At 38.5% G+C, this 24,134-nt stretch carries 26 protein-coding genes and 1 other RNA gene; 14 read left to right on the top strand and 13 right to left on the bottom strand.

Annotation, left to right across the window (positions count from 1 at the left end):
• Positions 1-39 precede the first annotated feature (39 nt).
• Both rsmD and mrdA read right to left on the bottom strand, forming a co-directional pair.
• Positions 40-585, bottom strand: coding sequence for a 16S rRNA (guanine(966)-N(2))-methyltransferase RsmD (rsmD, locus tag ACO6UW_RS04115; RefSeq protein ID WP_057062151.1), 546 nt, complete (start codon positions 583-585; stop codon positions 40-42).
• On the bottom strand, positions 585-2,603 hold the full coding sequence (gene mrdA, locus ACO6UW_RS04110; protein WP_005802923.1) for a penicillin-binding protein 2: 2,019 nt from the start codon (positions 2,601-2,603) through the stop codon (positions 585-587). The genes rsmD and mrdA overlap by 1 nt, the downstream gene beginning before the upstream one ends.
• Before the next feature lie 235 nt (positions 2,604-2,838).
• On the opposite strand from mrdA, the gene ACO6UW_RS04105 reads away from it, so the two are divergent.
• The 4 genes from ACO6UW_RS04105 (at position 2,839) to ACO6UW_RS04090 (ending at position 5,681) form a co-directional block, all read left to right on the top strand.
• Positions 2,839-3,357, top strand: a complete 519-nt coding sequence (locus tag ACO6UW_RS04105; RefSeq protein ID WP_002117557.1) for a hypothetical protein — start codon at positions 2,839-2,841, stop codon at positions 3,355-3,357.
• Between the two features lie 61 nt (positions 3,358-3,418).
• A complete protein-coding gene (locus ACO6UW_RS04100; protein WP_005070566.1) occupies positions 3,419-4,732 on the top strand; it encodes a membrane protein in 1,314 nt (437 codons plus the stop codon).
• An 86-nt stretch (positions 4,733-4,818) separates the two neighbouring features.
• On the top strand, positions 4,819-5,472 hold the full coding sequence (gene adk, locus ACO6UW_RS04095; protein ID WP_002117671.1) for an adenylate kinase: 654 nt from the start codon (positions 4,819-4,821) through the stop codon (positions 5,470-5,472).
• 71 nt (positions 5,473-5,543) lie between these two features.
• Complete coding sequence (locus tag ACO6UW_RS04090) at positions 5,544-5,681, top strand: hypothetical protein (RefSeq protein WP_002117672.1); 138 nt, start codon at positions 5,544-5,546, stop codon at positions 5,679-5,681.
• Positions 5,682-5,718: 37 nt separating this feature from the next.
• Here the strand turns inward: ACO6UW_RS04090 and nth are convergent, their stop codons facing one another.
• A complete protein-coding gene (nth, locus tag ACO6UW_RS04085; RefSeq protein ID WP_002117539.1) occupies positions 5,719-6,408 on the bottom strand; it encodes an endonuclease III in 690 nt (229 codons plus the stop codon).
• Positions 6,409-7,200, bottom strand: a complete 792-nt coding sequence (locus ACO6UW_RS04080; RefSeq protein WP_002117659.1) for an RnfABCDGE type electron transport complex subunit B — start codon at positions 7,198-7,200, stop codon at positions 6,409-6,411.
• Between the two features lie 272 nt (positions 7,201-7,472).
• Here ACO6UW_RS04080 and gdhA point away from each other — a divergent pair, with 272 nt between their 5' ends.
• On the top strand, positions 7,473-8,876 hold the full coding sequence (gdhA, locus tag ACO6UW_RS04075; protein ID WP_081037650.1) for an NADP-specific glutamate dehydrogenase: 1,404 nt from the start codon (positions 7,473-7,475) through the stop codon (positions 8,874-8,876).
• Between the two features lie 53 nt (positions 8,877-8,929).
• On the opposite strand, the gene ACO6UW_RS04070 is transcribed toward gdhA, so the two are convergent.
• The 5 genes from ACO6UW_RS04070 to ACO6UW_RS04050 all read right to left on the bottom strand — a co-directional run bounded on the left by ACO6UW_RS04070 (position 8,930) and on the right by ACO6UW_RS04050 (position 15,356).
• Positions 8,930-10,039: an META and DUF4377 domain-containing protein gene (locus ACO6UW_RS04070; protein WP_057062153.1), complete on the bottom strand. Its 1,110-nt coding sequence runs from the start codon at positions 10,037-10,039 to the stop codon at positions 8,930-8,932.
• Between the two features lie 168 nt (positions 10,040-10,207).
• Positions 10,208-10,984 carry a DODA-type extradiol aromatic ring-opening family dioxygenase gene (locus tag ACO6UW_RS04065; RefSeq protein WP_016144656.1) on the bottom strand — a complete coding sequence of 259 codons (777 nt, stop codon included), beginning with the start codon at positions 10,982-10,984 and terminating at the stop codon, positions 10,208-10,210.
• Positions 10,985-11,096: 112 nt separating this feature from the next.
• Entirely contained in the window at positions 11,097-11,576 is a 480-nt protein-coding gene (gene rlmH, locus ACO6UW_RS04060; RefSeq protein ID WP_002054393.1) for a 23S rRNA (pseudouridine(1915)-N(3))-methyltransferase RlmH, read from the bottom strand.
• Positions 11,577-11,879: 303 nt separating this feature from the next.
• On the bottom strand, positions 11,880-14,309 hold the full coding sequence (gene lon / locus ACO6UW_RS04055) for an endopeptidase La (RefSeq protein WP_002117591.1): 2,430 nt from the start codon (positions 14,307-14,309) through the stop codon (positions 11,880-11,882).
• Between the two features lie 462 nt (positions 14,310-14,771).
• Positions 14,772-15,356 (bottom strand): 5-formyltetrahydrofolate cyclo-ligase, encoded by a 585-nt coding sequence (locus ACO6UW_RS04050; protein WP_057062154.1) that lies wholly within the window; start codon positions 15,354-15,356, stop codon positions 14,772-14,774.
• A 240-nt stretch (positions 15,357-15,596) separates the two neighbouring features.
• Here ACO6UW_RS04050 and ACO6UW_RS04045 point away from each other — a divergent pair, with 240 nt between their 5' ends.
• The 3 genes from ACO6UW_RS04045 (at position 15,597) to ACO6UW_RS04035 (ending at position 16,581) form a co-directional block, all read left to right on the top strand.
• Positions 15,597-15,941 carry a hypothetical protein gene (locus tag ACO6UW_RS04045; RefSeq protein ID WP_057062155.1) on the top strand — a complete coding sequence of 115 codons (345 nt, stop codon included), beginning with the start codon at positions 15,597-15,599 and terminating at the stop codon, positions 15,939-15,941.
• A gap of 112 nt (positions 15,942-16,053) precedes the next feature.
• On the top strand, positions 16,054-16,167 hold the full coding sequence (locus ACO6UW_RS04040; protein WP_002117788.1) for a hypothetical protein: 114 nt from the start codon (positions 16,054-16,056) through the stop codon (positions 16,165-16,167).
• 93 nt (positions 16,168-16,260) lie between these two features.
• On the top strand, positions 16,261-16,581 hold the full coding sequence (locus ACO6UW_RS04035) for a hypothetical protein (RefSeq protein WP_002117636.1): 321 nt from the start codon (positions 16,261-16,263) through the stop codon (positions 16,579-16,581).
• 140 nt (positions 16,582-16,721) lie between these two features.
• Here ACO6UW_RS04035 and ssrS read toward each other — a convergent pair.
• From ssrS to ACO6UW_RS04020, 3 genes are all read right to left on the bottom strand, one after another.
• Positions 16,722-16,906, bottom strand: a non-coding RNA gene (gene ssrS / locus ACO6UW_RS04030) — 6S RNA.
• A 192-nt stretch (positions 16,907-17,098) separates the two neighbouring features.
• Positions 17,099-17,383: a cell division protein ZapA gene (locus tag ACO6UW_RS04025; protein ID WP_002117766.1), complete on the bottom strand. Its 285-nt coding sequence runs from the start codon at positions 17,381-17,383 to the stop codon at positions 17,099-17,101.
• Positions 17,380-17,940, bottom strand: a complete 561-nt coding sequence (locus tag ACO6UW_RS04020) for a hypothetical protein (RefSeq protein WP_002117619.1) — start codon at positions 17,938-17,940, stop codon at positions 17,380-17,382. The genes ACO6UW_RS04025 and ACO6UW_RS04020 overlap by 4 nt, the downstream gene beginning before the upstream one ends.
• A gap of 64 nt (positions 17,941-18,004) precedes the next feature.
• Here ACO6UW_RS04020 and ACO6UW_RS04015 point away from each other — a divergent pair, with 64 nt between their 5' ends.
• From ACO6UW_RS04015 to ACO6UW_RS03995, 5 genes are all read left to right on the top strand, one after another.
• Positions 18,005-18,634, top strand: a complete 630-nt coding sequence (locus tag ACO6UW_RS04015; protein ID WP_002117501.1) for a UPF0149 family protein — start codon at positions 18,005-18,007, stop codon at positions 18,632-18,634.
• A gap of 67 nt (positions 18,635-18,701) precedes the next feature.
• On the top strand, positions 18,702-20,024 hold the full coding sequence (pepP, locus tag ACO6UW_RS04010; RefSeq protein WP_057062156.1) for a Xaa-Pro aminopeptidase: 1,323 nt from the start codon (positions 18,702-18,704) through the stop codon (positions 20,022-20,024).
• A gap of 31 nt (positions 20,025-20,055) precedes the next feature.
• Positions 20,056-21,264, top strand: coding sequence for a 2-octaprenyl-6-methoxyphenyl hydroxylase (ubiH, locus tag ACO6UW_RS04005; RefSeq protein ID WP_057062157.1), 1,209 nt, complete (start codon positions 20,056-20,058; stop codon positions 21,262-21,264).
• Entirely contained in the window at positions 21,261-22,493 is a 1,233-nt protein-coding gene (locus ACO6UW_RS04000; RefSeq protein ID WP_057062158.1) for an FAD-dependent monooxygenase, read from the top strand. The genes ubiH and ACO6UW_RS04000 overlap by 4 nt, the downstream gene beginning before the upstream one ends.
• Before the next feature lie 207 nt (positions 22,494-22,700).
• Positions 22,701-22,952, top strand: coding sequence for a hypothetical protein (locus ACO6UW_RS03995; RefSeq protein ID WP_002117665.1), 252 nt, complete (start codon positions 22,701-22,703; stop codon positions 22,950-22,952).
• Between the two features lie 38 nt (positions 22,953-22,990).
• Here the strand turns inward: ACO6UW_RS03995 and ACO6UW_RS03990 are convergent, their stop codons facing one another.
• A complete protein-coding gene (locus ACO6UW_RS03990; RefSeq protein ID WP_057062159.1) occupies positions 22,991-23,392 on the bottom strand; it encodes a MerR family transcriptional regulator in 402 nt (133 codons plus the stop codon).
• Positions 23,393-23,457: 65 nt separating this feature from the next.
• Here ACO6UW_RS03990 and ACO6UW_RS03985 point away from each other — a divergent pair, with 65 nt between their 5' ends.
• Positions 23,458-24,099: a cation transporter gene (locus ACO6UW_RS03985; RefSeq protein WP_057062160.1), complete on the top strand. Its 642-nt coding sequence runs from the start codon at positions 23,458-23,460 to the stop codon at positions 24,097-24,099.
• Positions 24,100-24,134: the final 35 nt, after the last annotated feature.

Raw genomic sequence — 24,134 nt, 5'->3', positions numbered from 1 at the left:
TAGATCAGGTAAAGTAACTCGCCATAAAATCCTACATGTTTAAATTTTCTGATAAAGGCCCGCGTGAACTGTACCCGCTTTAGTGGTTTTAACTTGTTGCCATGTTGCTGGAAGATGAAGCTGGGATAAATCTCGGTCAGCTTCAACATAAATATATCCATTTTTTTTAATATGAGGCTCTGCCAAGTTCGAGAGTTCTTGCCATAAATCAAGACTATAAGGTGGATCTAAAAAAACCACATCGAACTGTTCTTTTAAGCGGGGTAGGGCTTGTTGAGCCGTTGTATTAATTAGATGACAGTTTTGGGCTTTTAATAGTTCAATATTATCTTTTAAAAATCGTGCCTGAGTTTTGTCAGGCTCAATCATATAAACAGATGAAGCACCACGTGACAGAGCCTCAAAACCTAATGCACCAGAGCCTGTACAGATGTCGAGAACTTGAGCATTTTGAATATCCCACATGAGCCAATTAAATAGAGTTTCGCGTACTCTATCTGGGGTTGGGCGTAAGCCATCAATGCTAGCGAAAGGCAGTATTCGTCTTTTCCATTCGCCGCCAATTATACGTAATTGATTTTTCATTATTCATCGGCCTCATTGGTAGCAGGACGAGCAGGAGCAGCTTGCGGTGTTGATGCTGCTGGTTTGTTGGTTGTAGCTGTAGCCGATGCTGGACCAGAACTTTCACCGCCGCTTGGAAGTTCACCTGGTTTAATACCTGCTGTCATTAACCCGCCATTGACTTGGTGATTTGCTGGACGAATCGGGTTTTTCTTACGAGTTAATAGCCAGTAATCAAAGACAGGTCTTGCAAGTTGAGCAGCTGAACCACCATGACGACCATTTTCCCAAATGACTGCAATCGCAATTTCAGGTTTTTCAGCAGGGGCAAATCCAACGAATAAACCATGGTCAAGTTGACGTTCACTCAAGGCTGCTTCGTTATAGCGTTTACCCTGTGCAATACTCTTAACCTGTGCTGTACCTGTTTTCCCTGCAATTTGGTAGAGGGGAGTACGAATACCGCGGCCAGTACCTGATTGAATTACATCAATCATGGCATCACGCATTTGAATCCAGTCTTCATCCGTGCCGTTGAATTTGATTTTGCCATCAGGCGCATTACGTACTGTAAATGGTTTTGCACCATGCGTTGCGCGTAAAACATGAGGCGTTACATGAGAACCATGATTTGCCGTAATTGCTGTTGCCATCGCAAGCTGTAATGGAGTGGCTGTAAACGCGCCTTGACCAATACTGACAGAAATAGTTTCACCCTTCATCCATTTCGCTTTACGCGTACGCATTTTCCATTCAGGACTTGGATAAAGGCCTTCACTTTCACTTGGTAAATCGACACCTGTTTTTTGACCAAATCCAAATTGGCGCATCCATTGGTTCATTTGATCAATACCCATTTGATGGGCAAGAATATAAAAATAGGTATCACATGACATAATGATGGCTTTATGCATGTTCACGATGCCATGACCAGATTTTTTCCAGTCACGGAACTTATGTGAATCACCTGGTAGATGGAAATAACCAGGGTCAGAAATTGCCGTTGACCAGTCTACAATACCGTAGTGTAGGCCACCCATTGCTTCCATTGGTTTAATGGTAGAACCAGGGGGATATACACCCTGCACAGCACGGTTATAAAGAGGTTGGTCTAAATTGTCACGTAGTGAACTGTAGTCAGTATGACTAATGCCTGTCACAAACAAATTAGGGTTAAAACTTGGGCTAGACACTAAAGCTAGAATTTCACCTGTACGAGGATCAATAGCGACAATAGCTCCACGACGACCTGCGAGCTGCTGAGAAGCAACGACCTGTAAACCGTAATCTAAAGATAAATAGAGGTCATTACCGCGAGTAGGGTCTTTACGACCTAAATGACGCAATACATTACTATGTGCATCTGCTTCAACAGATTCATAACCGGGTGTTCCGTGCAATAGGTCTTCATAGCTTTTCTCAACACCAATTTTTCCAATTAGGTTGGTCCCAGCATATAAGTCTTTATCAATACTTTTTAATTCTTTATCGTTGATACGCCCGACATAGCCAATCACATGAGCAAATAACTCACCGTGTGGATAATAACGAGTCATTTGTGTCTCGATTCTTACACCTGGAAACTTATATTTGGCTTCACTAAATTTAGCAATATTAGCTTCAGTTAGATTAAGTTTAATCGCGACGCGTTCAGTTTTACGGGCAGTTTTTATACGGCTTTTAAAACGGTCAATATCTTCTTGTGTTAAATCTAAAATAGGTTGTAATTGCTCAATGACACTATCAACATCTTCTACATCTGTTTTACTTAAAGTTGCTGTAAAAACAGGATAGTTATCTGCTAGTAATACACCGTTTCTGTCATAGATATAGCCACGAGCAGGCGGAAGCGGCTGCAAGCGAATTCGGTTTTTGTCAGATGCAGTCGAGAATTCGTCGTAGTGAAAAATTTGTAGATAAGCGTATCGGCTAATTAAAACTAATAAACAGATGGTCACGATCCCTACGGCAAAAAAGATACGACCTCGATAAATGCGCTTTTCTTGCTGGATATCTTTTAAAGGAAAGTGCTGTTTCATAAGGATCGACTTAATGACATAGGGTAGAAAAATAGCTGCTTATTCTAACGCAAGAGCACTTAAAATATTGCATAATTTTCAAAGTTTCATTGCATTTTAATAAGATACTTTTTGACTTTGTAGACAACAAAATTGTAGATACTTGTATATAAGAAGCAAAATAATTCTGTTAAAGTCTCTCATTCAATAGAATAGGGTTGTTCTCACCATACGATTAGGGAAAATGGAGAAAATAATGAGAAAAATTTATCCCTTACTTGCAGTTTTGACAGTAAGTAGTTGGGCCCATGCTCAAGACTACTCGTTTCTTCCGGAAGCAAAATTAGCAGGACATAATGCATCTACCTGGAATGTGGGTGCAGGCGTTACTCAAAAATTATTACATCTTAACGGTGAATGGGTAAATCCGTATGGTATTGCCTATGCCAAAGCCGGTGCATTTTTGAATGGTGACAAAACCGCTGGTGGTCAAGTTGGCTTCCGATACCCTTATTATCTTACTGGCACAGACAAAAATGGTTACTATATCGGTTTCTATGCTGGTCATCTTGATAGTAAAGAGGTTGATGGTGATTTTAAATCCCGTTTAGGTGCGGGTGTTGATTTGGCCTATGTGTGGTTAAATTCAGAAAGAATTAGCACTTTTAGTGTGGGTATCGGTGCGGCTGAAAAATTAACTGACCAGAACGGAAATGTTGCTGCAGATACTAAACCACAAATTCAATTTTCTTATTCTCTAAGTTTTGGTTTATAAAACAAAGCAGTTTATCGTTAACTCGCCATAAGCAGAGCACAAATAAATACGAGAGTCTTACATGTTAGAGTACGTCAGTGGATTGTGGCAGACCTTTTTACACAGACCTGATTTTTGGGCCGTTTTGAGTATTATTCCCGTAACGGCTTTTGTCACATGGGCACATGTGTGGATGGCTTTAAAAATGGTATTTTACCCAATTAAATTTTGGGGATTCCATTTAGGACCATTACCAGTAGGTTGGCAAGGTATCGTGCCACGTAAAGCAGGACGTATCTCTGGGATTATTACCGATAACACTTTATCTAAATTAGGCTCATTGCGTGAATTTTTAGAAGCAATGGATCCTGAAGATATGGCGCGTATTATTGGTGAACAAGTTGGTTTTGAACTTGAACATCTTATTGATGAAGTCATGATCGATCGTAATGCCGTACTTTGGGAAAATTTACCTTATTCAATTAAACGCCGTATTTATGCTCAAGCACATAAGCAATTGCCGGGTGTGCTAAAAGAATTAGTGACTGAGCTGACCATGAATGTAGAGTCACTGGTTAACATGCGTGAAATGGTCGTGAGCCAGATGGAAGGTGATCGCCGTTTAATGGTACGTATGTTCTTAAAGGTGGGTCAAAAAGAAATTAACTTTATTTGGCATATTAGTGCACTGATTGGGATGTTCTTTGGTATTTTCCAAATGGTGGTTTGGTTTGTAGTACCATGGCACTGGACAGTACCATTTTGGGCTGCAATTTGGGGATTTTTAACTAACTGGATCGCAATCTGGATGGTATTTAATCCAATTGAGCCACATTATATTCGGTATCCACAGATTTTTAGATTAACAAAAGATCGTAAGTTTCCATGGATTGTACCAGTTCTTCGAATTGGGACTTATAATGTCCAAGGCGCTTTTATGAAGCGTCAAGAGGAAGTCTCTGATGTATTTTCGAGCGTAGTCACAGAAGATTTGATCACGTTAAAATCGATTATGACCGAAATGATGTATGGGCCGCGTAAAGATAAAACGCGCCGCATTGTTAAGCGTCATATTAACGAAATCATGGAAACTCCGTTAGTTCGCACCTCTTTACAGCTTTCTTTAGGGCCAAGAGAGTACGCAAGATTAAAGACGGACTTGATTGATCGTTCAATTGAAATTACGATGGGACCCGTATGTGACCCAGCACTGAACGCAAGCCGGGCACAGAAGATTTTTCAAATGTTTAAAGAGCGTATTCGTGAACTAACACCAAAAGAATTTCAGAATTTATTACGTCCTGCATTTCAGGAGGATGAGTGGATTCTTATTGTACTAGGTGGGGTAACCGGATTTATTGCTGGTACAATACATTTGTTTGTGGCTTTCTTATAATTCGATGTCAGGCAGGATCTATTGAAGATTAACGAGACTTTTTCTGCCGGACTTCATATTCATTGTTTTAAATGAGGATGTTTTTTATGCGCATTATTTTACTCGGACCACCTGGAGCAGGCAAAGGGACTCAGGCTCAGTTGATCTGTAAGCGCTACAATGTCCCACAAATTTCAACCGGTGATATGCTCCGTGCTGCGATTCGTGAAGGTACTGAATTAGGTCTAAAAGCTAAAAGTGTAATGGAATCTGGTGGTTTGGTTTCAGATGAACTTATTATCGGTTTAGTAAAAGAACGTATTGCTCAACCTGACTGTGCAAATGGCTGCATTTTCGATGGTTTTCCACGTACTATTCCACAAGCTGAAGCTTTGGAAAAAGAAGGGATTAGCATTGATCACGTGATTGAAATTGATGTCCCTGATGAAGAAATCGTAAAACGTCTTTCTGGTCGTCGTCAGCATCCAGCTTCTGGTCGTGTTTATCACACTGTATACAATCCACCTAAAGTGGAAGGTAAAGATGATGAAACTGGTGAAGATCTTGTTCAACGTCCAGATGACCAAGAAGAAACAATCCGTAAGCGTTTAGCGTCTTATCACACTGAAACAGAGCAACTGGTTGGTTTCTACCAAGGCCGTGCTGCTTCTGGTGAAAATGCTCCAACTTATGACAAGCTTGATGGCTTGCGTACAATTGAAGATGTACAAAAAGATTTGTTCAACATCTTAGACAAATAATTTAATATTGTTTGTGATAATGAGCCCTCTTTGTGAGGGCTCTTTTCTTTCATTAAGTGCAGGAGAACAATATGAAAATCATATTGATTTTGGTGGTATTGCTGAGTCTGGCACTAGTAATATTTTTGGCTTTTCAAAGCTACAAAATGCTAAGACAGGTTCAAAAACAAGCAAAAGAAGAGCGTAATGAAAAAAAGCGTCTAAAGTAAGTTTGATTGGGTATAATCCCTATACCCAACCATATTTTTAAGCTTCAATATTTTTAATGGCAATTTGCTTTTGTGCACCAAATTCAAAACGATCAGGCCAGTTACAGACATCTGCAACTACACATTCTGCACATTTAGGTTTACGGGCGATACAACAATAACGACCGTGTAATATGAGCCAGTGATGTGAATCTAAAATAAATTCTTTAGGAATGACCTTAATTAAGCGGTGCTCAACCTCAAGAACATTTTTACCTACTGCTAAACCAGTTCGATTTCCCACTCGGAAAATATGAGTATCGACAGCCATGGTGGGTTGTCCGAAAGCTGTATTTAAAACAACATTGGCTGTTTTACGCCCGACACCCGGTAAAGCTTCTAAATCTTTTCTGTTGCTTGGAACTTCGCCGTTAAATTGTTCCATTAAAATCTTACAGGTCTTAATGACATTTTCGGCTTTTGCGTTATAGAGACCAATTGTCTTGATATATTCCTTTAACCCATCTACACCTAAGTTATAGATTTTTTCAGCTGTATTCGCCACAGGGTAGAGTTTATCAGTTGCTTTATTAACACTTACGTCGGTCGCTTGAGCTGACAACATAACTGCAATAAGTAGCTCAAATGGAGATGAATATTTTAACTCGGTTTGAGGTGAAGGTCGTTGTTCGCGAAGGCGTTCAAAGAAAATTTGAATCTGCTTTTTCGTCATATTCTTGACGGCCATTCAGACCTCCTGTAATTGCATGAGTTGCTGTTGAAGTTCTTCAAGTTGAAGACGTTTTTTAGTATCTTCACGTACACTGAGTTGTTTTTCCAGTTTCTTAATTTGCGTACGAATTTTCGCTAACTCAATTGTAGTTTTTGCATCAGTTGACACAACTTCTTTGGGTTTCTCGATGAGCTCAATTGAAGGTACTTCATCAAGTACCTGAGAGAACTGGGCAAACAGTTGGGTATCAATTTCAGCGCGTACTACAGGCCCTTTACGGTAAGTACGACGCTTTTCTTCTCGCTGAATGTGAGCGTAATAACGTTGTCTTAAATCATTTTGTTCAGCGATACGCTGTTGCTCATTTGGTAATGCTTGCGTGTCTTCGACCAAATCAATGCAATCTACCGGACAAGGTGGAATACATAACTCACAACCTGTACATAAGTCAGTCAAGATGGTATGCATGAGCTTACCACTTCCAATAATAGCATCTACAGGGCAAGCACTAATACATTTGGTGCAACCAATACATTCATCTTCCCGAATAATCGCTTTCATTCGCTGGGGACGACCATCGGCTTGTACAGGCCATACGCTAGTTTCAGCGGTTAACACAGGACGATTTAATAGATTTGCGAGTGCATCGGCTACAGGCTGACCACCTGGAACACATTTATTTGCTTCTTCACCTTCAGCAATCGACTTTGCGTAGGGTAGACATCCATCACGATGTCCACATAAACCACACTGAGTCTGTGGTAATAACGCATCAATCTCGCGTATGAGAGAAATAGATGAATTCATAGTGGGCAAATAGCTTGGTTAAAACGATGCGATAATGAAGAAAAACCTAAGTAAGGTCAATGGATTTTAACGAATTTATTGGCTTTTTGATTGACCTAAAATGTAGCTAATATTGCACAATAATAGATCAACAAAAATGAAAAGATTAATGACTATTTCTTATTTTTAAGTAGTTTTTATAAAAGTAAGTTTTTGATAATTAAGATAAATAAAATAATTTAAAATAAGTATTGTTAAAATTGATGGAAAGGGATTTAATATTTTGCTGCTAAATGATGCATTTAAATATGTATTGCACCAATTTAATTCATTACTATGCTGAGGACCGTGCATTGAAATACAACAACCTGAATGAATTCCTGAATTACGTGCAAGCGCGTGATCCGCATCAACCTGAGTTCTTACAAGCTGTCGAAGAAGTTATGACGAGTTTGTGGCCATTTATTGAAAAAAATCCGGAATATGCAGAGCAGGGATTGCTAGAACGTTTGGTTGAACCAGAGCGTGTGATTCAATTCCGTGTTTCATGGATGGATGATCAAGGCCAGACTCAAGTTAACCGTGCTTTCCGTGTTCAATACAATTCAGCAATTGGTCCATTCAAAGGTGGAATGCGTTTCCATCCATCGGTCAATCTATCAATTTTAAAATTTTTAGGTTTTGAGCAAACTTTTAAAAACTCACTGACGACTTTGCCAATGGGTGGTGGGAAAGGTGGTTCAGATTTTGATCCTAAAGGTAAATCTGATGCTGAAATTATGCGATTCTGTCAGTCACTCATGATTGAGCTTTACCGTCATTTAGGACCAAATACGGATATTCCTGCGGGTGATATTGGCGTAGGGGCACGTGAAGTCGGTTATATGGCAGGCATGATGAAAAAGCTGAGTAACGACACCGCTTGTGTTTTTACTGGTAAGGGAATTTCATTTGGTGGTAGCTTGATGCGTCCTGAAGCAACTGGTTATGGTACGGTTTATTTCGCAGAAGAAATGCTAAAAGCCCGTGGACAATCTTTTGCTGGTAAAACTGTCTCAGTTTCAGGCTCTGGTAACGTCGCACAATATGCAGCAGAAAAAGCGATGTTCTTAGGAGCAAAAGTTATTACCTTGTCGGACTCAAACGGCACAGTTTATTTAAAAAATGGTTTTACAGATGAGTTACTTGCTGAAGTGATGGAACTGAAAAACGTTAAACGTGGTCGTATTTCCGAGTTTGCGTCTAAACATGGTTTTGAATATTTTGAAGGAAAAACGCCTTGGAATATTCCTGTTGATATTGCTTTGCCATGTGCTACACAAAATGAATTAACAGGTGAAGACGCTAAAACACTTATTTCTAACGGTGTCATTTGTGTAGCTGAAGGCGCTAATATGCCATCTACACTTGAAGCAGTTGAACATTTTATTGAAGCTAAAATTTTGTATGCGCCAGGTAAAGCATCTAATGCGGGTGGTGTGGCAACTTCTGGTTTAGAAATGTCTCAAAATGCAATTCGTTTAGGCTGGACCCATGCTGAGGTCGATGAACGCTTACATGCAATCATGAAAGACATTCATGCCAACTGTGTAAGATATGGTACTAAAGAAGACGGTACTGTGAACTACGTAGACGGTGCCAATATTGCAGGTTTTGTAAAAGTTGCTGATGCAATGCTTGCTCAAGGTATTTTCTAAGATAGAAATAAAAAATCCGATGCATAAGCATCGGATTTTTTTAGTCTAAAAACTTATTTTTTAGGTTTTTTAACTAACTCTTGTTCTACAACCATATCTAATACATCTGCTTGACTAGATTGGTCTGCAGCTGGGTTTTTCACTTCAAAACGTTTTACACGCAAAATTACGCGTTGGTCTGGTTTGTGTTCAAAACCTTCGATTTGACCGTAATATAATGACCAGTTTTTGTCTGCGTAAGTTTTAACGCCTTTGTCATCATATTTAATTTCACGAACTTGCATACAAGTTTGTGGCGCAACACCAGTACAAGATTTAGTTTCTGGAGCTACTTCAAGGAAAACTGTTTTTCCTTCAGATTGATATTTTGCTTCAGGTGTCATTTTACCAGTGAAAGTATATTTCTGGCCTTGAGCATCAGATACTGTCAATGTTGGTTGATCAACATTTGTAGTATTGAGTTCAAATGGAATTGCACGTTTTTGGAAGAGGCTGCTAGAGAACTGTTCCTGTTTCATTAAAGCAGGTTCACATGCCATCATCGTCGACATTACGTCAGCTGTTACAATCGTATTATTTTCAACTTTCCAAGTTGTTCCTTGGCGGTTACAACCTGTTGCGATAGATAAACGATCATTTGTAAAGTTAAGAACGATTGGCTTTTTAGTATTTTCAGGCTGATATGACCAAGAGTAATCTGTTAAAGCTTGAGTATTAACTGCTTTTTGACCTTGGAAAATGTGTTTTTGACCAGCTTTATCTGTCACCGTTAAAATCACCTGACCATTAGTGTTGCTAATTTCGATTGGTAATTTTGCTTCGTTAAAGATGCTATTCGACAATTGTTCTTGTTTCATTAAATCATCTTGGCAAGCCATCATCGTTGAAACAAGATTAGAAGTAACAAGTTGGTTACCTTCAACTTTCCAAGTACCGCCTTGGCCATTACAACCTGTATTGATTGCTAATTTACCATCTGCATTAAAGTTAAGAATAAGTGGCTTAGAAGCTTTTACATTTTGATAAGTCCATGCATATTCACCTAAAGTGGTTGCAAGGTTTTGTTGTTGCTCAGAAACAACTGGAGCAGGAGTATTAGTAACTGTTTGACACGCCATCAAAGAAAAAGGTAATAACGTAAGAATTAAATATTTAATTTTCATTTAAAAACTTCAAGTAAAAAAACAACAGTAATAAGCTTAAAACATTCTTAAAAAAAGAAAATGTAAACATTTGATTGTTTCGGTTTTTAAAATGTATAAGTTTGTAAATTATTCTAATTTTCAACAAAAATAATGGTATACCCCGCAAAACGGGGTATTTCTTAATAATTAATCAAAACGATAGATGTCCATTCCTAATGAGCCCATTGTGAAGCTACTATGAACAATCGTAAAGCGATTGCCTGTACCCATAGCAAAAAACAAAGGTGCAAAATGTTCAAGCGTAGGGTGGTTGCGTTTTACGTAAGGCAGTGATTGCCAGTCTAAAACTCCATCATAATCTTGATGGGAAAGCTTATTAACGACAGTATTTCTAAAAGTCGAAGCCCATTCAGGAACTTTAGAGTTGTCTCCTTGCCAAGATAACTCTGCGAGATTATGAGTAATACTTCCCGAACCAATGAGTAAAATTTGTTTGTCACGTAAAGGGGCGAGTGTTTGTCCTATACGATAAATTTCTTGTGCACTTAAATTTGATGGTAAAGAAATTTCAACTACAGGAATGTCTGCATCTGGGTACATATGCAATAAAGGCATCCATACACCATGATCGCGAGGACGTGTACTATTGGCATGTGCAACAAAGTGAGCATCTGCCAATAGTTTTAAGATTTCTTCTGCTAATGCTGGTTCGCCAGGCGCACTGTAGCGAATTTCATATAATTCTTTAGGAAATCCACGGAAATCATGCCACGTTTCAGGACGAGTCGAAATGCTCACTTCAAGTGCTTTACTTTCCCAGTGCGCAGACATCACAATGATTGCCTTAGGTATAGGAAGATTTGTGCCTAAACGGTGTAGAGCAGGTCCCACTTGTTCTGGGTCAAGTGCAAGCATGGGTGAACCATGAGAAATAAACAGTCCGGGAAGGGTTTGTAGTTCCATTTCATTACACCTGAGTTGAAAAGCAGAATAATAGTCATTATGCCAAAATCAGGACATGTTAAAAGTATCCTGATTTCAACGGATTGTTCTTAAAATGAAACGTTTGTTCTTTTTATGCACGGTGATAAGGATGATTGTGATTAATACTCATCGCCCGATATAGTTGCTCGATTAATAAAACACGTACTAAAGGATGGGGCATCGTAAGTTTTGAAAGTGACCAATGCCAAGCGGCAGCTTTACGTACCTGATCTGACAAACCATCTGGACCGCCAATCGCGAGAGCTACATCATTACCCTCAAGCATCCATTGTTTCATTGTATCAGCTAATTTTTCTGTACTTAGTTCCCGACCACCAACTTCAAGAGCAATTAACGTTTCATTCGGTTTTAAAGCATTTAAAATACTTTCGCCTTCAATTTGGCAATACTTTAAAATATCCGCTTCTGAATCATTCTTACCACGTTTGGCCATAGGTAGTTCAATAACTTGGGTTTGAACAAAAGGTTGGATGCGTTTGAAATAGTCTTCAAAACCAGTAAGAACCCAAGCAGGCATTTTTTGACCAATGGTCAGAATACGAATTTTCATGTTATCTATTCATTCAAAAACAGCTGGCGCATTATACCTGAGGAATGAAAGCATCTGACGATCTAAAAAGCTGGCATAAAAAACGCAGTCCAAAAAACAGTGTTGGACTGCGATCAAATGATCATCTGTCTGGAGTTCAGATGATCATAGAGAATAAAACAAGGCTATCTAAGAATTAGATAGTTAAGAGTACTCATTTATTTAAATACTCTTATTACCTATTATGAGGATGGTTGGATATTTTTCAATCAAATTGTGTAACAAAAAAAAGAGAGCCGAAGCTCTCTTTTTCTATATTTTTAATTAGTGGCGTGCTGCTTTTGAGCCTTCCACCGGTTTTACAATCGGTGTTTTAGGTAAAGGCTTTGGCATCGAAACTAATGCTAAAGGTAAGATGTCATCAATACTTTTCACAGCTTTGATTTCCAAACCTTCTTTAACATTAGCAGGAATTTCTGCTAAGTCTCGTACGTTGTCTTGAGGAATAAATACAAGTTTTATTCCACCGCGGTGTGCCGCAAGAAGTTTTTCTTTTAAGCCACCAATACGCATTGCACGACCACCTAAGCTTGTTTCACCAGTCATTGCAATATCTGGACGAATTGCAATACCTGTAAATGCTGATACAAGCGCAGTTGTTAATGCTAAACCAGCAGATGGACCATCTTTTGGTGTTGCACCTTCAGGTAAGTGAACGTGTACATCAGTTTCTTCAAAACGAGAAGCTTCAATACCTAATTCATCGGCACGTGTACGCACTAAAGTCATTGCTGTAGTAATAGATTCTTTCATTACGTCACCGAGTGAACCAGTCGTAATGAATTTACCTTTACCTTTAACAGCTGCAACTTCAATGGTAAGTAACTCACCACCTACAGATGTCCAAGCTAGACCATTTACGCGTCCTACTTGTGCTTCATCTTCTGCGATACCAAAGTCAAACTTATGTGGACCTAAGTATTCTGGAAGATTGGCAGAAGTCACATCAAGTTGTAAGTTTTTAGACTTTTTACTTACTGCTTCTTTTACCACTTTACGCGCAATTTTAGACACTTCACGTTCTAAACTACGTACACCGGCTTCACGTGTATAACGTTGAACAATGTCACGAATCGCTTCTTCATGAATTGTTAACTCTTTTGGACGTAGACCATTGTTCTTAATTGCTTTTGGAACAAGGTAACGTTCAGCAATGTTAACTTTCTCATCTTCGGTATAACCCGGTAGACGAATAACTTCCATACGGTCAAGCAAGGCTTCTGGAATATTCATACTGTTTGCAGTACAGATGAACATCACTTCAGATAGGTCAAGATCAAGATCTAAATAGTGATCGTTGAACTTACTGTTTTGTGATGGATCTAATACTTCAAGCAATGCAGAAGCAGGATCACCACGGTAGTCTTGTGCCATCTTGTCAATTTCGTCGAGTAAGAACAATGGGTTCTTCACGCCAACTTTTGTTAAAGATTGCACGATTTTACCTGGCATCGCACCAATATAAGTACGACGGTGACCACGAATTTCAGCTTCGTCTCGTACACCACCAAGTGCCATACGAACAAATTCACGGCCAGTTGCTTTCGCGACAGACTCACCAAGTGAAGTTTTACCTACACCAGGAGGGCCTACTAAACATAGAATCGGACCTTTGAGCTTTTTAACACGTGACTGAACAGCTAAGTATTCAACAATACGGTCTTTTACGTCATCTAAGCCGTAATGATCTGTATCGAGAATTTCCTGTGCTTTCGCAAGGTTAATACTCACTTTGCTCGCTTTATTCCACGGTGTATCTAAAATTACTTCTAGATAGTTACGTACAACAGCTGCTTCACTAGACGCAGGTTGCATTGCTTTAAGCTTACGGAACTCAGCTTCAGCTTTTTTACGTACGTGTTCAGGTAAATCAGCTTCAGCAAGACGTTTCTCTATTTCAGCAACGTCATCTTCAGCACCGCCATTCATGTCAGAAAGTTCACGTTGAATGACTTTCATTTTTTCATTTAGAAAGTATTCACGTTGATTTTTTTCCATTTGGCGTTTTACGCTGTCATGCAAAGTTTGTTCAATTTGCTGTTCAGCAGATTGATTTACCAAGTAGCTCATAAGCTCTTGCAAATGTGCTTCGAACTCATCGTGCTCTAAAAACTTCTGTTTAATTTCAATATTTAGAGGCACACGTGTTGCTACGAAGAACATGAGTTGTAGCAAGTCTTCAATTTTATTAGCTGCAGCAACGAGTTCGCGTGCATTACGTAATTTTGCTTCAGCATATTGAGCAAATAAAGTACGTAACTCTTGCAAACGAGTTTCTTGAGTAGCTTTATCTACGTTAATTGTCATTGGACTTAAGCTGTGTTCAGCAGTCAAATGGCTATCTTCATCGATAATCTTTTCAAGTTTAGAGCGATGTAAACCTTCAATAAGTACTTTAATGCAGTTTTCATCATTCTCATGATTTACGACTTGAACAATCTTAGCGACAGTTCCGTACTGATAAAGGTTATCGTGATCAATTTCTTCTGTAAGCGAATCTTTTTGCGCAACTACAAATACTAAATTGTCACTGTTACGAGCCACATCAACTGCATTGATCGATTTTTCACGACCCACGAATAACGCAATTTGCATGTGTGGGTAAACCACAACATCACGCAACGCTAAAAGTGGTAATACACTTGGAACCTGAGGCTCTAAGTCAGTTTTTTCATTCATAATAAGTTCAGACATGGGCACTCCTAATGAGTGACAACGAGGTTGCCATGTTTTTTATAGTGATGTGTATTTTAAAAATTACAAGGGCCTCACTAGAGAAAATATGGAAAAAAGGACTAATTTAGTCAACTTTTTTTTAAAAATGTTATGAATCAAGAGATTAATTCTTAAGAAGAATAAAATTTTGTATTAATGCTAAGTAATTTAGCTTAATAATTATAAATATTCATATCACAAAAAATGTTTATGAATAGAAAACAATCATTTTACGGGCGATTTATAGACATTATATGGTTAACAATAATTCACAACTTATTCAATGTTTGGTGCCTAATAGAGGTGGTAATATAAATTGGTGAAACGGTCTGTCACGTAAAAGTAACCATCTTTAGGGTGGTTACTTTTATGATTTTGAAAGACATAAAAGTAAAAAAACTGGTTTTATATGACTAAATTTTATTAGTTTTTATATAAATATTATCTTTTAAAATAATAAACACGTTGAGGTGTGAGTAAAGCATCTAATGGCTGATCCCAACTCTGACGTTTTAAAGTATGTTCGATAAATTGAAATTGATGAGCTAACCCTAAACGATAAGGTTTGTGTTTTGCACTTGCCAAGGTACGATCATAATAACCACCTCCCATGCCAATACGCGTACCATATCGGTCGCATGCCAGAAGTGGCATGATCAATAAATCAATTGATGAAACATGTTTTGCTCTAGTGGCCATCGGTTCTTTCATTCCCAATGGGTGATGCGAAAAACGTCGGTTTATATATTGGTTTTTAGATATTTTTACCCAGACCAAACGCTGGTTCATAGAACAAATCATCGGCAAATAAACCTGCTTATTTTTTTTAAAACATAATTCTATGAGAAGCTCTGTGTGAACTTCTCCAAAGGCATGCAAATATAAACCAATTTTTTTGGAAGAATGAAAAATAGGCAGGGTATTTAAATGATGAAGAACATCAAGCTGAGCTTGTTTTTGCTCAAATGAACTTAAAGAACGTCTTTTAGATCTTAAATTTTTTCTAATAAAGCTGAGTTCATTCATGTATAAATCTAACTAAGATTAAAGATCAGTTGTGCAAAATTATACCTATTTTTCGACAGCTTTATGGAAATAGAAGGGTAATTCGAAAATAACTTAAATTCGTTAGACCAAAAGTCATAAATTGATCTGATCTATTGTGTTTAAGTATTAAAAATTCTATTTCTTTACGTATTGTCAGTATTTCTTTACATTTAATAAGGTTAAGTATATTTAAAAGATTAATGCAGAATTGTTAAGCCTATGAAGTTGAAAATTTTAACCATTACAATAAGTGCTGGTCTGCTACTTGGTGGATGTACGAAACAAGCCGAACCCGAAGCGGCGGAAGTTGATTATAAAGCTCAATTTGAAGAATCAGATCGTAAAATAGGAGAGTTTTTAGATCAACTAGATAACCCGAATACACCGCAAGAAATTAAAGTCAAAATCTTATGTCATGACTATCCAGAAGTTTATAAGACCCAATATATGCCTGCCTTAATAAAAATTTCGCCTAAACCTTATACCGAAGACAAATTATTAGCGGATTTGAAAAGTGCGACTGACTACTATAAGGATGCTTTTGCGATTAGATGCACTCAATAAGTTTGTTTTGATTTTAATCTCAAAAAATCAGATAAATGTGAATTGATTGGCATTATTGAGTTGTGATAAATTTTCTTCTATCTTTATAAGTGAAAGTTTAGGGGATTTAGATATGGAAATCTTAAAGTTTTTACAGAGTTTTAATACAGTTGGTACATACTTAACGATCGCTTCAACCGTTTTAGTAGGTCTAATTATTTATTTTTATGTGATTAATCCAGCATAAAAACCTTTAAAAGAAATAGGGATCAATTTCCTATTTCTTTATTAATAATAAAATTCTGTAATTAATTCAAAGCTATAAAAATAAGGTAGGTATATGAGATTTAAATTATTTTTTCTTAGTTTTTTAGCTTTTGGCTGTTATGCCGATGAAAGTGTAAATGACCCCGAAATTTGTAATGTGGTAAAGAAAGTTTCTTATACTGTCATGGAAGCGCGTCAACAAAAAGTCCCATCTGAAGAATTGCAGCATATAGCGAATAGTCTTGAAGATCCAAAGGCAAAAAAACTTTATCAAGATTTAATTACTTCTGCTTACTCAACCAAAGTATTCAAGACCAGCTTCTTTAAAAGAAAAGCGATAGAAGATTTTCAAACAGCTTGGTATCAAGAATGCCTGAGTAGAAAAGAAAAGTAATTTTGAATGCAGAGACTTATTCATCTCTAAAATAATAATGTGATGCTTATTGAATGCTTGAGAAAAAGATCGTACCGACAGGTCTGTATTGAAAGGCAAATTAAAATAAATATTTGAAATTTTATTATTTAGTTAAAAGTAAATGCTCCGAAGATGCCGCTGCATGTGTCGTTACCCTGAACCCGATGAGTTCAAGGTGGACGCGACGTATACTTGCTGGGTTTCCTACTCGAAGGTAGGCATACACTCTAAATATACAGAACGCAATCCATAAGTTTAAGTATCGGCAGGGGAATAGACCCGCTGGCGAACATCCCAGAGATAGCTTAAGTATAACCGATCTGACTATGTTGGCAATCACTTGAGTCTATGGAACTGTAAACTTAGTTTGCGTTTGATGAAGCTTTGTACATTGAACGTGGATAAAACGATATTCAACTGTAGTTGATAGTCAAAATAAAAAAAGCCTTGCATCTATGATTTATAGAGCAAGGCATTTTGTGGTAATCAAAGCTTGTTAAATAACCTGTTCCACATCTTCTAAAATCGCTTGCAGTAGGCGTTCACAGTGAGTGTATTCCTGCAAAGATTTATTAAGGCTTAGCACTTCTTGAGTTAACTGTAGAGCGACCATAATGACTAGTTTGTTGTGCTCAACACGTGGGGCACTACGGCGCATGTCATTAAATTTCTCATTGAGAAGTTGTGCTGCGCGTTCAAGTTCATCTTTTTTATCTGAGGTAGTCGCGAGTCTAAAAGTTTGCTCAATCAGCCTAAGCTCTACCATGACTTGTTCACTCATGATTGGATCTCCTCACCAGTTTCAGCATTAGGATGGGCAAGTTGCTGGATTTCTTGAGCGTGTTGATCTTGAGCAGTGCCTAAAATTCCTAAACGCTGAATAATGGCTTCAACTTTTGATTTGGCAAGCTCATTTTTTTGTAACAAACGGTCACGATCTTGTTGTAAATCATGCAGCTCTTGTTGGGTTTGACGCTGGTGAGCTTGTAACTTCTCTTTTGCAACACGTAATTCATTTCGTTCTGCAAGAATTTCTTGAAAACGATTTTTCAAATCAGTCGTACTTTTTTCTAATCGGCTATAACGTTCGGCAAGTGTGTTAGCATCTTGATTCAATTGTTGAAATTGGCCTTTTAGCTGAGAAAGTTGCTCAGTTACCGACTCAATTTCCTCTTGTTTTTTAGTGATAATACTATTTTTTTGCACAACTTGTGCGTGATGCTCTGTTTCAGCCAGTTCTTTAGCTTCCGAGAGTGCCGCATGTTCACTCTCTAAATGATGTAAGCGTGTTTTTAAAACGCTAATATGCGCTTGTAGCCGCTGTAATTGTTCTAACATAACGAGGTCGCACAGAATTGCAATCAAAGGTAATATATACAAAGTATAGAGATTGGATAAACGAATGCAAGACGATATTTCAGGCTGGACAGATTGGAACGCTCATTTTGAAGGAATTGAAGAAATTTCAAGCCCTAGTGAGTTACATGGTCTATTAACAGGTATTGTTTGTGTGACAGAAGCGCCTACGCGTGAAGAATGGTCACAAATTTTAACAACCCTTAATGTGCCAGAGTTAAGTGAAGATGCTTTAGCGCTTTTGACTGACGAAGCAGAAGATGTGGTTCATGCTTTATCTGAAGATGAATTAGATTATCTACCAATGCTTCCAGATGATGAACATTTACTTCAAGAGCGTGTGCAAGCACTATCTGATTGGTGTGCAGGTGTTGTGTTAGGTTTCGGTTTGGCGTCGGGTCATGTTCGTAGTGATGAGCGTGAATTGATTGAACACCTTCAAGATGTTGCAGCAGTTGAATTTGAAGATTCTGACAATGATGAGGAAGGCGAAAGCAGTTACGAAGAATTGTATGAATTTGTACGCTTAATCCCTGTGAGCTTGTCGATTGGTAGAAAAAAAATCACTGTAGCTGAAAGTTCATTATTGAAAAACTTTCATGCAAAAAGTAAAACTGCGGCTCTAGGTACAGATCAGAATATTGTAGAAATGTTCACACCACATCGTCCAAGCTAATTGAGGCGATGTGTTATTGGTTGTATTTTATTTTTTGACTTTAAAATTCTAAATCAAGTAGATCATTATGAAATTGCCTCAAGCTGATTTTCAACATCGTAGAGACCGTTTAGCAGAAAAAATGGGTCCTAACAGTATTGCAATTATTGCAACGCGTGAGGAGATGTATCGTAATCGTGATGCGGATTATAAATTCCGTGCCGATAGTAGTTTTTTCTATTTGACGGGCTTTACTGAGCCTGAGGCAGTTGCAGTTATTGAAACTTTTGAGGATGTAACTGACTATAGCTATAGTCTTTTTTGCCGTGAACGTAACCGCGAGATGGAAATCTGGAATGGTTACCGTGCCGGAATTGACGGTGCAATCGAAGACTATGATGCAGATGAAGCCTATGCAATTGATCTGCTTGATGAAGAAATTATTGAAAAGTTATTAAATAAAGAACGCCTTTATTATCGGATTGGGCAAAATGCTGCGTTTGATGCACGAGTGAGCCAGTGGATTAAAAAAGCAGATGCTGAGCATCGACATCAAGGTGCTCCAGCTCAACTGGTACAGCTCGACCGTATTGTCGATGAAATGCGTTTAATCAAGTCACCACAAGAACTTGAGCTGATGCAAACTGCTTCAAAAATTAGTGCTAAGGCACATACTCGTGCGATGCAGATGGTGCGGCCAGGTATGATGGAATATGCGCTTGAAGCCGAGCTCAATTATATATTTGGGCAAAACGGCTGTGTCCCATCTTATAACAGTATTGTTGGTGGTGGGGCTAATGCCTGTATTTTGCACTATGTTGAAAATAACCAACCTCTTAAAGACGGTGATTTAGTCTTAATTGATGCGGCATGCGAATATGAGTTCTATGCCTCAGATATTACCCGTACTTTTCCGGTCAATGGTAAGTTTAGTGCTGAACAAAAAGCATTATATGAAGTTGTATTGGCTTCTCAATATGCAGCGATTGATGCAGTACACATTGGCAATTCGTACCGTGAGCCTCACGAAGTAGCCGTTAAAATTTTAACTGAAGGCTTGGTTGCTTTAGGCTTACTCAAAGGTGATGTTAACGAACTTATCGAAACCGAAGCATACCGTCAATTTTATATGCATGGTACAGGCCATTGGTTAGGAATGGATGTACATGATGTCGGGTCTTACAAAAAAGGTGAAGACTGGCGTCAATATGAAGAAGGTATGGTCGTTACCGTTGAACCCGGCCTATACATTGCACCAGACGATGAAACTGTAGATAAAAAATGGCGTGGTATTGGTATTCGTATTGAAGATGATGTGGTCGCAACATCAAAAGGTCCACGAGTTTTAACTGCTGATGTAGTTAAAAATATTGCAGATATTGAACATTTAATGGCGCAAGCTAAATCATAATTAAACGTATTCGCCAAAGGAGCACAACTCGATGCAACAACAAGTGATTATTGTAGGTGGGGGAATGGTTGGACTTAGTCTTTCACTCATGCTGGCGAAGGCTAATATTGCAGTAAAGCTATTAGAAGCTGTGAAATACCCAAACTATGATGATCAAAATGTTGCCCCTTATCATTCCAGTTTCGATGCGCGTAATACGGCTTTATCGCGTCGTAGCGTCCAGATTTATCAGAAGCTGGAGTTATGGGATGCATTACAGCAGCACGCGACTCCAATTTTACAAGTTCACATTACTGAACAAGGCAGTTTTGGTAAGGCGCGTTTAATTGCAGAACAAGAAAAAGTCGAAAGTTTTGGACAGGTGATTGAAAATGCTTGGCTGGGTCGTGTTTTATTGACTCAAGTACGTCAGCAGCCTTTGATTGAGCTAATTGATGGCGTTCAAGTGACTGCTTTAACTCAAGATGCTGAGCAAGTACATATTGAGGCCAAACGTGATGATGAGGTTTTAAAACTTGAATCAAAACTACTAATCGCCGCAGATGGACGTGACTCTTTTTGTCGTCAGGCAATTGGCGTCGGTGTTGATGTTCATGATTACGATCAGGTTGCAATTGTCACTACCGTTCAGACTTCAAAACCCCATGAGCAAGTAGGTTTTGAGCGTTTTAGTGCATTAGGTCCTTTAGCTTTGTTGCCTTTACCGGGCGAATATCGCCGTTCGGTTGTATGGCCTGTTAAAAAAGGCACTGAAAGTGAGTGGTTAGGCGATGAAAATGATCAGCATTTCTTAAGTGCGTTACAACAAACTTACGGTGACCGAGCTGGTAAATTTGAAAAAACCGGCAAACGCTTTAGTTATCCGCTTTCACAAGTGCTCGCACATAAACAAGCTGTCGGACGCGTTATTTTAATGGGGAATGCAGCGCATACAATCCATCCTGTTGCAGGACAAGGTTTTAACCTATGTCTACGTGATGCGGATGTTTTAGTACGGTATTTAGTGAACCAGCTAACCGCTTCTGACGATATTGGTAACCCAGATAATTTACTGGCTTATGAACAAGCTCGTTTGTCAGATCAACAACGAGTGATTAAGTTCTGTGACACCGTGGTTCGTGGTTTTAGTAACCAAAATCCATTATTAAAATTAATTCGTAATACGGGATTAATTGCATTTGATGTCATTCCAGGTGTTAAACCACTGGTAGCGAACTATGCAATGGGGTTAAAGGCATGAGTGAAGTACTAGATGTTGTCATTGTTGGTGGTGGATTGGTTGGTGGTTTAACAGCTTTATTACTTGCTCAAGGTGGGGTACAGCCTACTGTGCTTGATGCTGCTCCTGTACTGGATGTTGAAAAAACACTAAGTGTGATGAACCCACGTGTTTTAGCACTGAGCCAAGCGACCATTCATTTACTTAAAACTGTCAATATTTGGGATGATCTAGCACGTCAAATGCCATATACAGGCATGCAAGTGTGGAATCTGAATGGCTATGGTGAAATTAATTTTGGTCACGAGTCCGTACAAAGACCAATGCCAGAACAGACCTTGGGTTCTATGGTTGAGCCAAGTGTGTTGAATGTTGCTATTCAACAAAAAATGCTTGAGCAGTTAACAGACTATCGTACTCAAGTTCGTGTGACTCGCATTGAGCAAGGTGTTGGTTGTTGGCATATTCAATTGACAGATGGTACGACACTTAAAACAAAACTGCTGATTGGTGCAGATGGTGCCAATTCATTTGTACGAGAACAGGCCTTTATTGACCTAGATGTCTTAGATTACAAGCAAGCAGCGATTAGTTGTGCCATTAAAACATCTAAACCCCACAATCATGTTGCTCGGCAAATTTTCTTACCTACAGGGCCTTTAGCATATTTGCCAATGGCAAGTCTTGAAGAAAATGAAAATGGCTACTGGCAGTCAATTGTCTGGACACTACCTGATGATTATGCCGATGAATATTCTGCTTTAACCGATCATGAGTTTATGCAGCTTTTAACTCGTGAAAGCCAACATATGTTGGGTGAAGTATTAGATGTACGTTCAAGAGCCCAATTCCCGCTCAAAGCGCGCGCTGCAAAACAGTATGTGAAAGCTGGTTTAGCTTTAATTGGGGATGCAGCACATGTGATTCATCCACTTGCTGGACAAGGCGTAAATATTGGTTGTTTAGATGCAGCTGTACTCTGTGATGCATTACTACATGACTTAGCGCGTGGCGTATGGGCAAATGAACAGACATTGTTGCGTTATGAGCATCGCCGTAAAGGCCAAAATGATGCAATGATGCATAGCATGTCGGCAATTGGCTGGTTGGAAAGTAGTGAGCTATTTCCATTTATCTGGGCTCGGAATGTGGGACTCAAGCAGGTTGAACAAATTTCCTTCTTAAAAGAGCGTTTTATGCAACAAGCAAACGGTTTAGGGTCTTTACAAAACACCCAGTATAGTCGTTAAAATAATTACGAAGTTTATGCTCTACTGGTCTAAATAAATATCAGTAGATATTTTTTAAGCAATCATTTATATATCATTACCAATTGGGTTGAAAAAGATACACATTTGACCAATTTGGCTCTTTGCTAAATGCAAAGAGATTGCTAAATTTCTGAGGTCTTGGGACCATAGCGATGATGCAATAGAAATCATTCTGGGGAGTGAAAAATGTCAGATATCAATGATTATGAAGATGCAGAAGATTCTGCTGTAGATGAAGATGAAGCGAAAGCAGCTGAAAGCGGTGCAGCTGATGAAGAAGCAAGCAGTATTAATGATACTGATATTGCTGAGGCAGAAACACTGACTGTGACTGCTAAGCAAAAACAGCGCCAAGCGCTGGAAGATGAAGTTGCCGCATTTTTAGCTCGAGGGGGGAGAATTACTGAAGTTCCTCCAGATGAACATAGCGACCATTAATCCTAAAAAGCATCACATGAGTGATGCTTTTTTTATTTTTAAAGCGAGTTTTGCAGTTCTCTCAGGATCCCGCATTCATCTACTGTTCGATTGGTAGAGCAATGCTGTTTTAAATCAATTAAAGATTCTTTTAAAAGTAATAATCGTTCGATTTTTTCTGATACTTCTTTTAAGTATTTATCGACTAAATTATCAATTTCTGTGCAGGCCTGTTTAGGCTGAGTTTTCATTTCTTTTAATATTTTAATATCACTTAGTGAAATATCTAATTCACGGCAATGCTTAATAAATAAAAGGTCTGCAAGTGTTTGTTCGGTATAAACACGATAATTATTTTCTGAACGTTGGATGCGATCAAGTACACCTACTTTTTCGTAATAACGGATCGTATCAATTGGAATATCCGCTTTTTTTGATAATTGACCAATAGAAAAACTCATAAGACTTGACTCTGGAGCTACTCGAGGGTTTTTAATCACTATAAAAGAGTTTTTGAGGAAATAAAATGGCTGGATGTGGTTGTGCTTCAACATGTTCTCCTTCAAAGAAAATGAGTCCGCGTTTTAGAAAAGCTTTATGGATTGCACTTGTAATCAATGCCTTAATGTTCGTGGTAGAAATATTGGGAGGTTATAAGGCCCAATCTGTTTCACTTTGGGCAGATGCACTGGACTTCGCCGGAGATGCAGCAAACTATGCACTATCTTTAGTCGTTCTTTCGATGAGTTTATATTGGCGTGCGACAGCGGCATTAGTTAAAGGAATAACGATGGCGGCTTTCGGTGTTTTTGTCATTGCGAAAGTGGTCTGGTCGTATTTTTATGGTGTTTCACCCGAACCAATGGTGATGGGGGCAATTGGTGTAATGGCTCTAATTGCTAACGTTTCTGTGGCGCTTATGCTTTATGCATTTCGTGATGGTGATGCCAACATGCGCTCTGTTTGGTTGTGCAGTAGAAATGACTCAATTGCTAATATTGCTGTAATTTTAGCGGCGGTTGGGGTATTTGGAACAGGCAGTGTATTTCCCGATTTATTTGTTGCCTTTGTCATTGCATACTTGGGTGTATCTTCTGGCTATGCTGTTATAAAACAGTCACAACAAGAAAGAAAACAGGCAAGAGTTATAGTTGCCAGTGAAGCGTAATACTAAAGAGTAATAAAAAAGGATCTTTTTATGAT

The sequence above is a fragment of the Acinetobacter sp. JADD-222 genome, assembly GCF_049310645.1.
The sequence above is the reverse complement of the archived record's forward strand: the minus strand, read 5'-3'. Positions and strand labels throughout refer to the sequence as shown.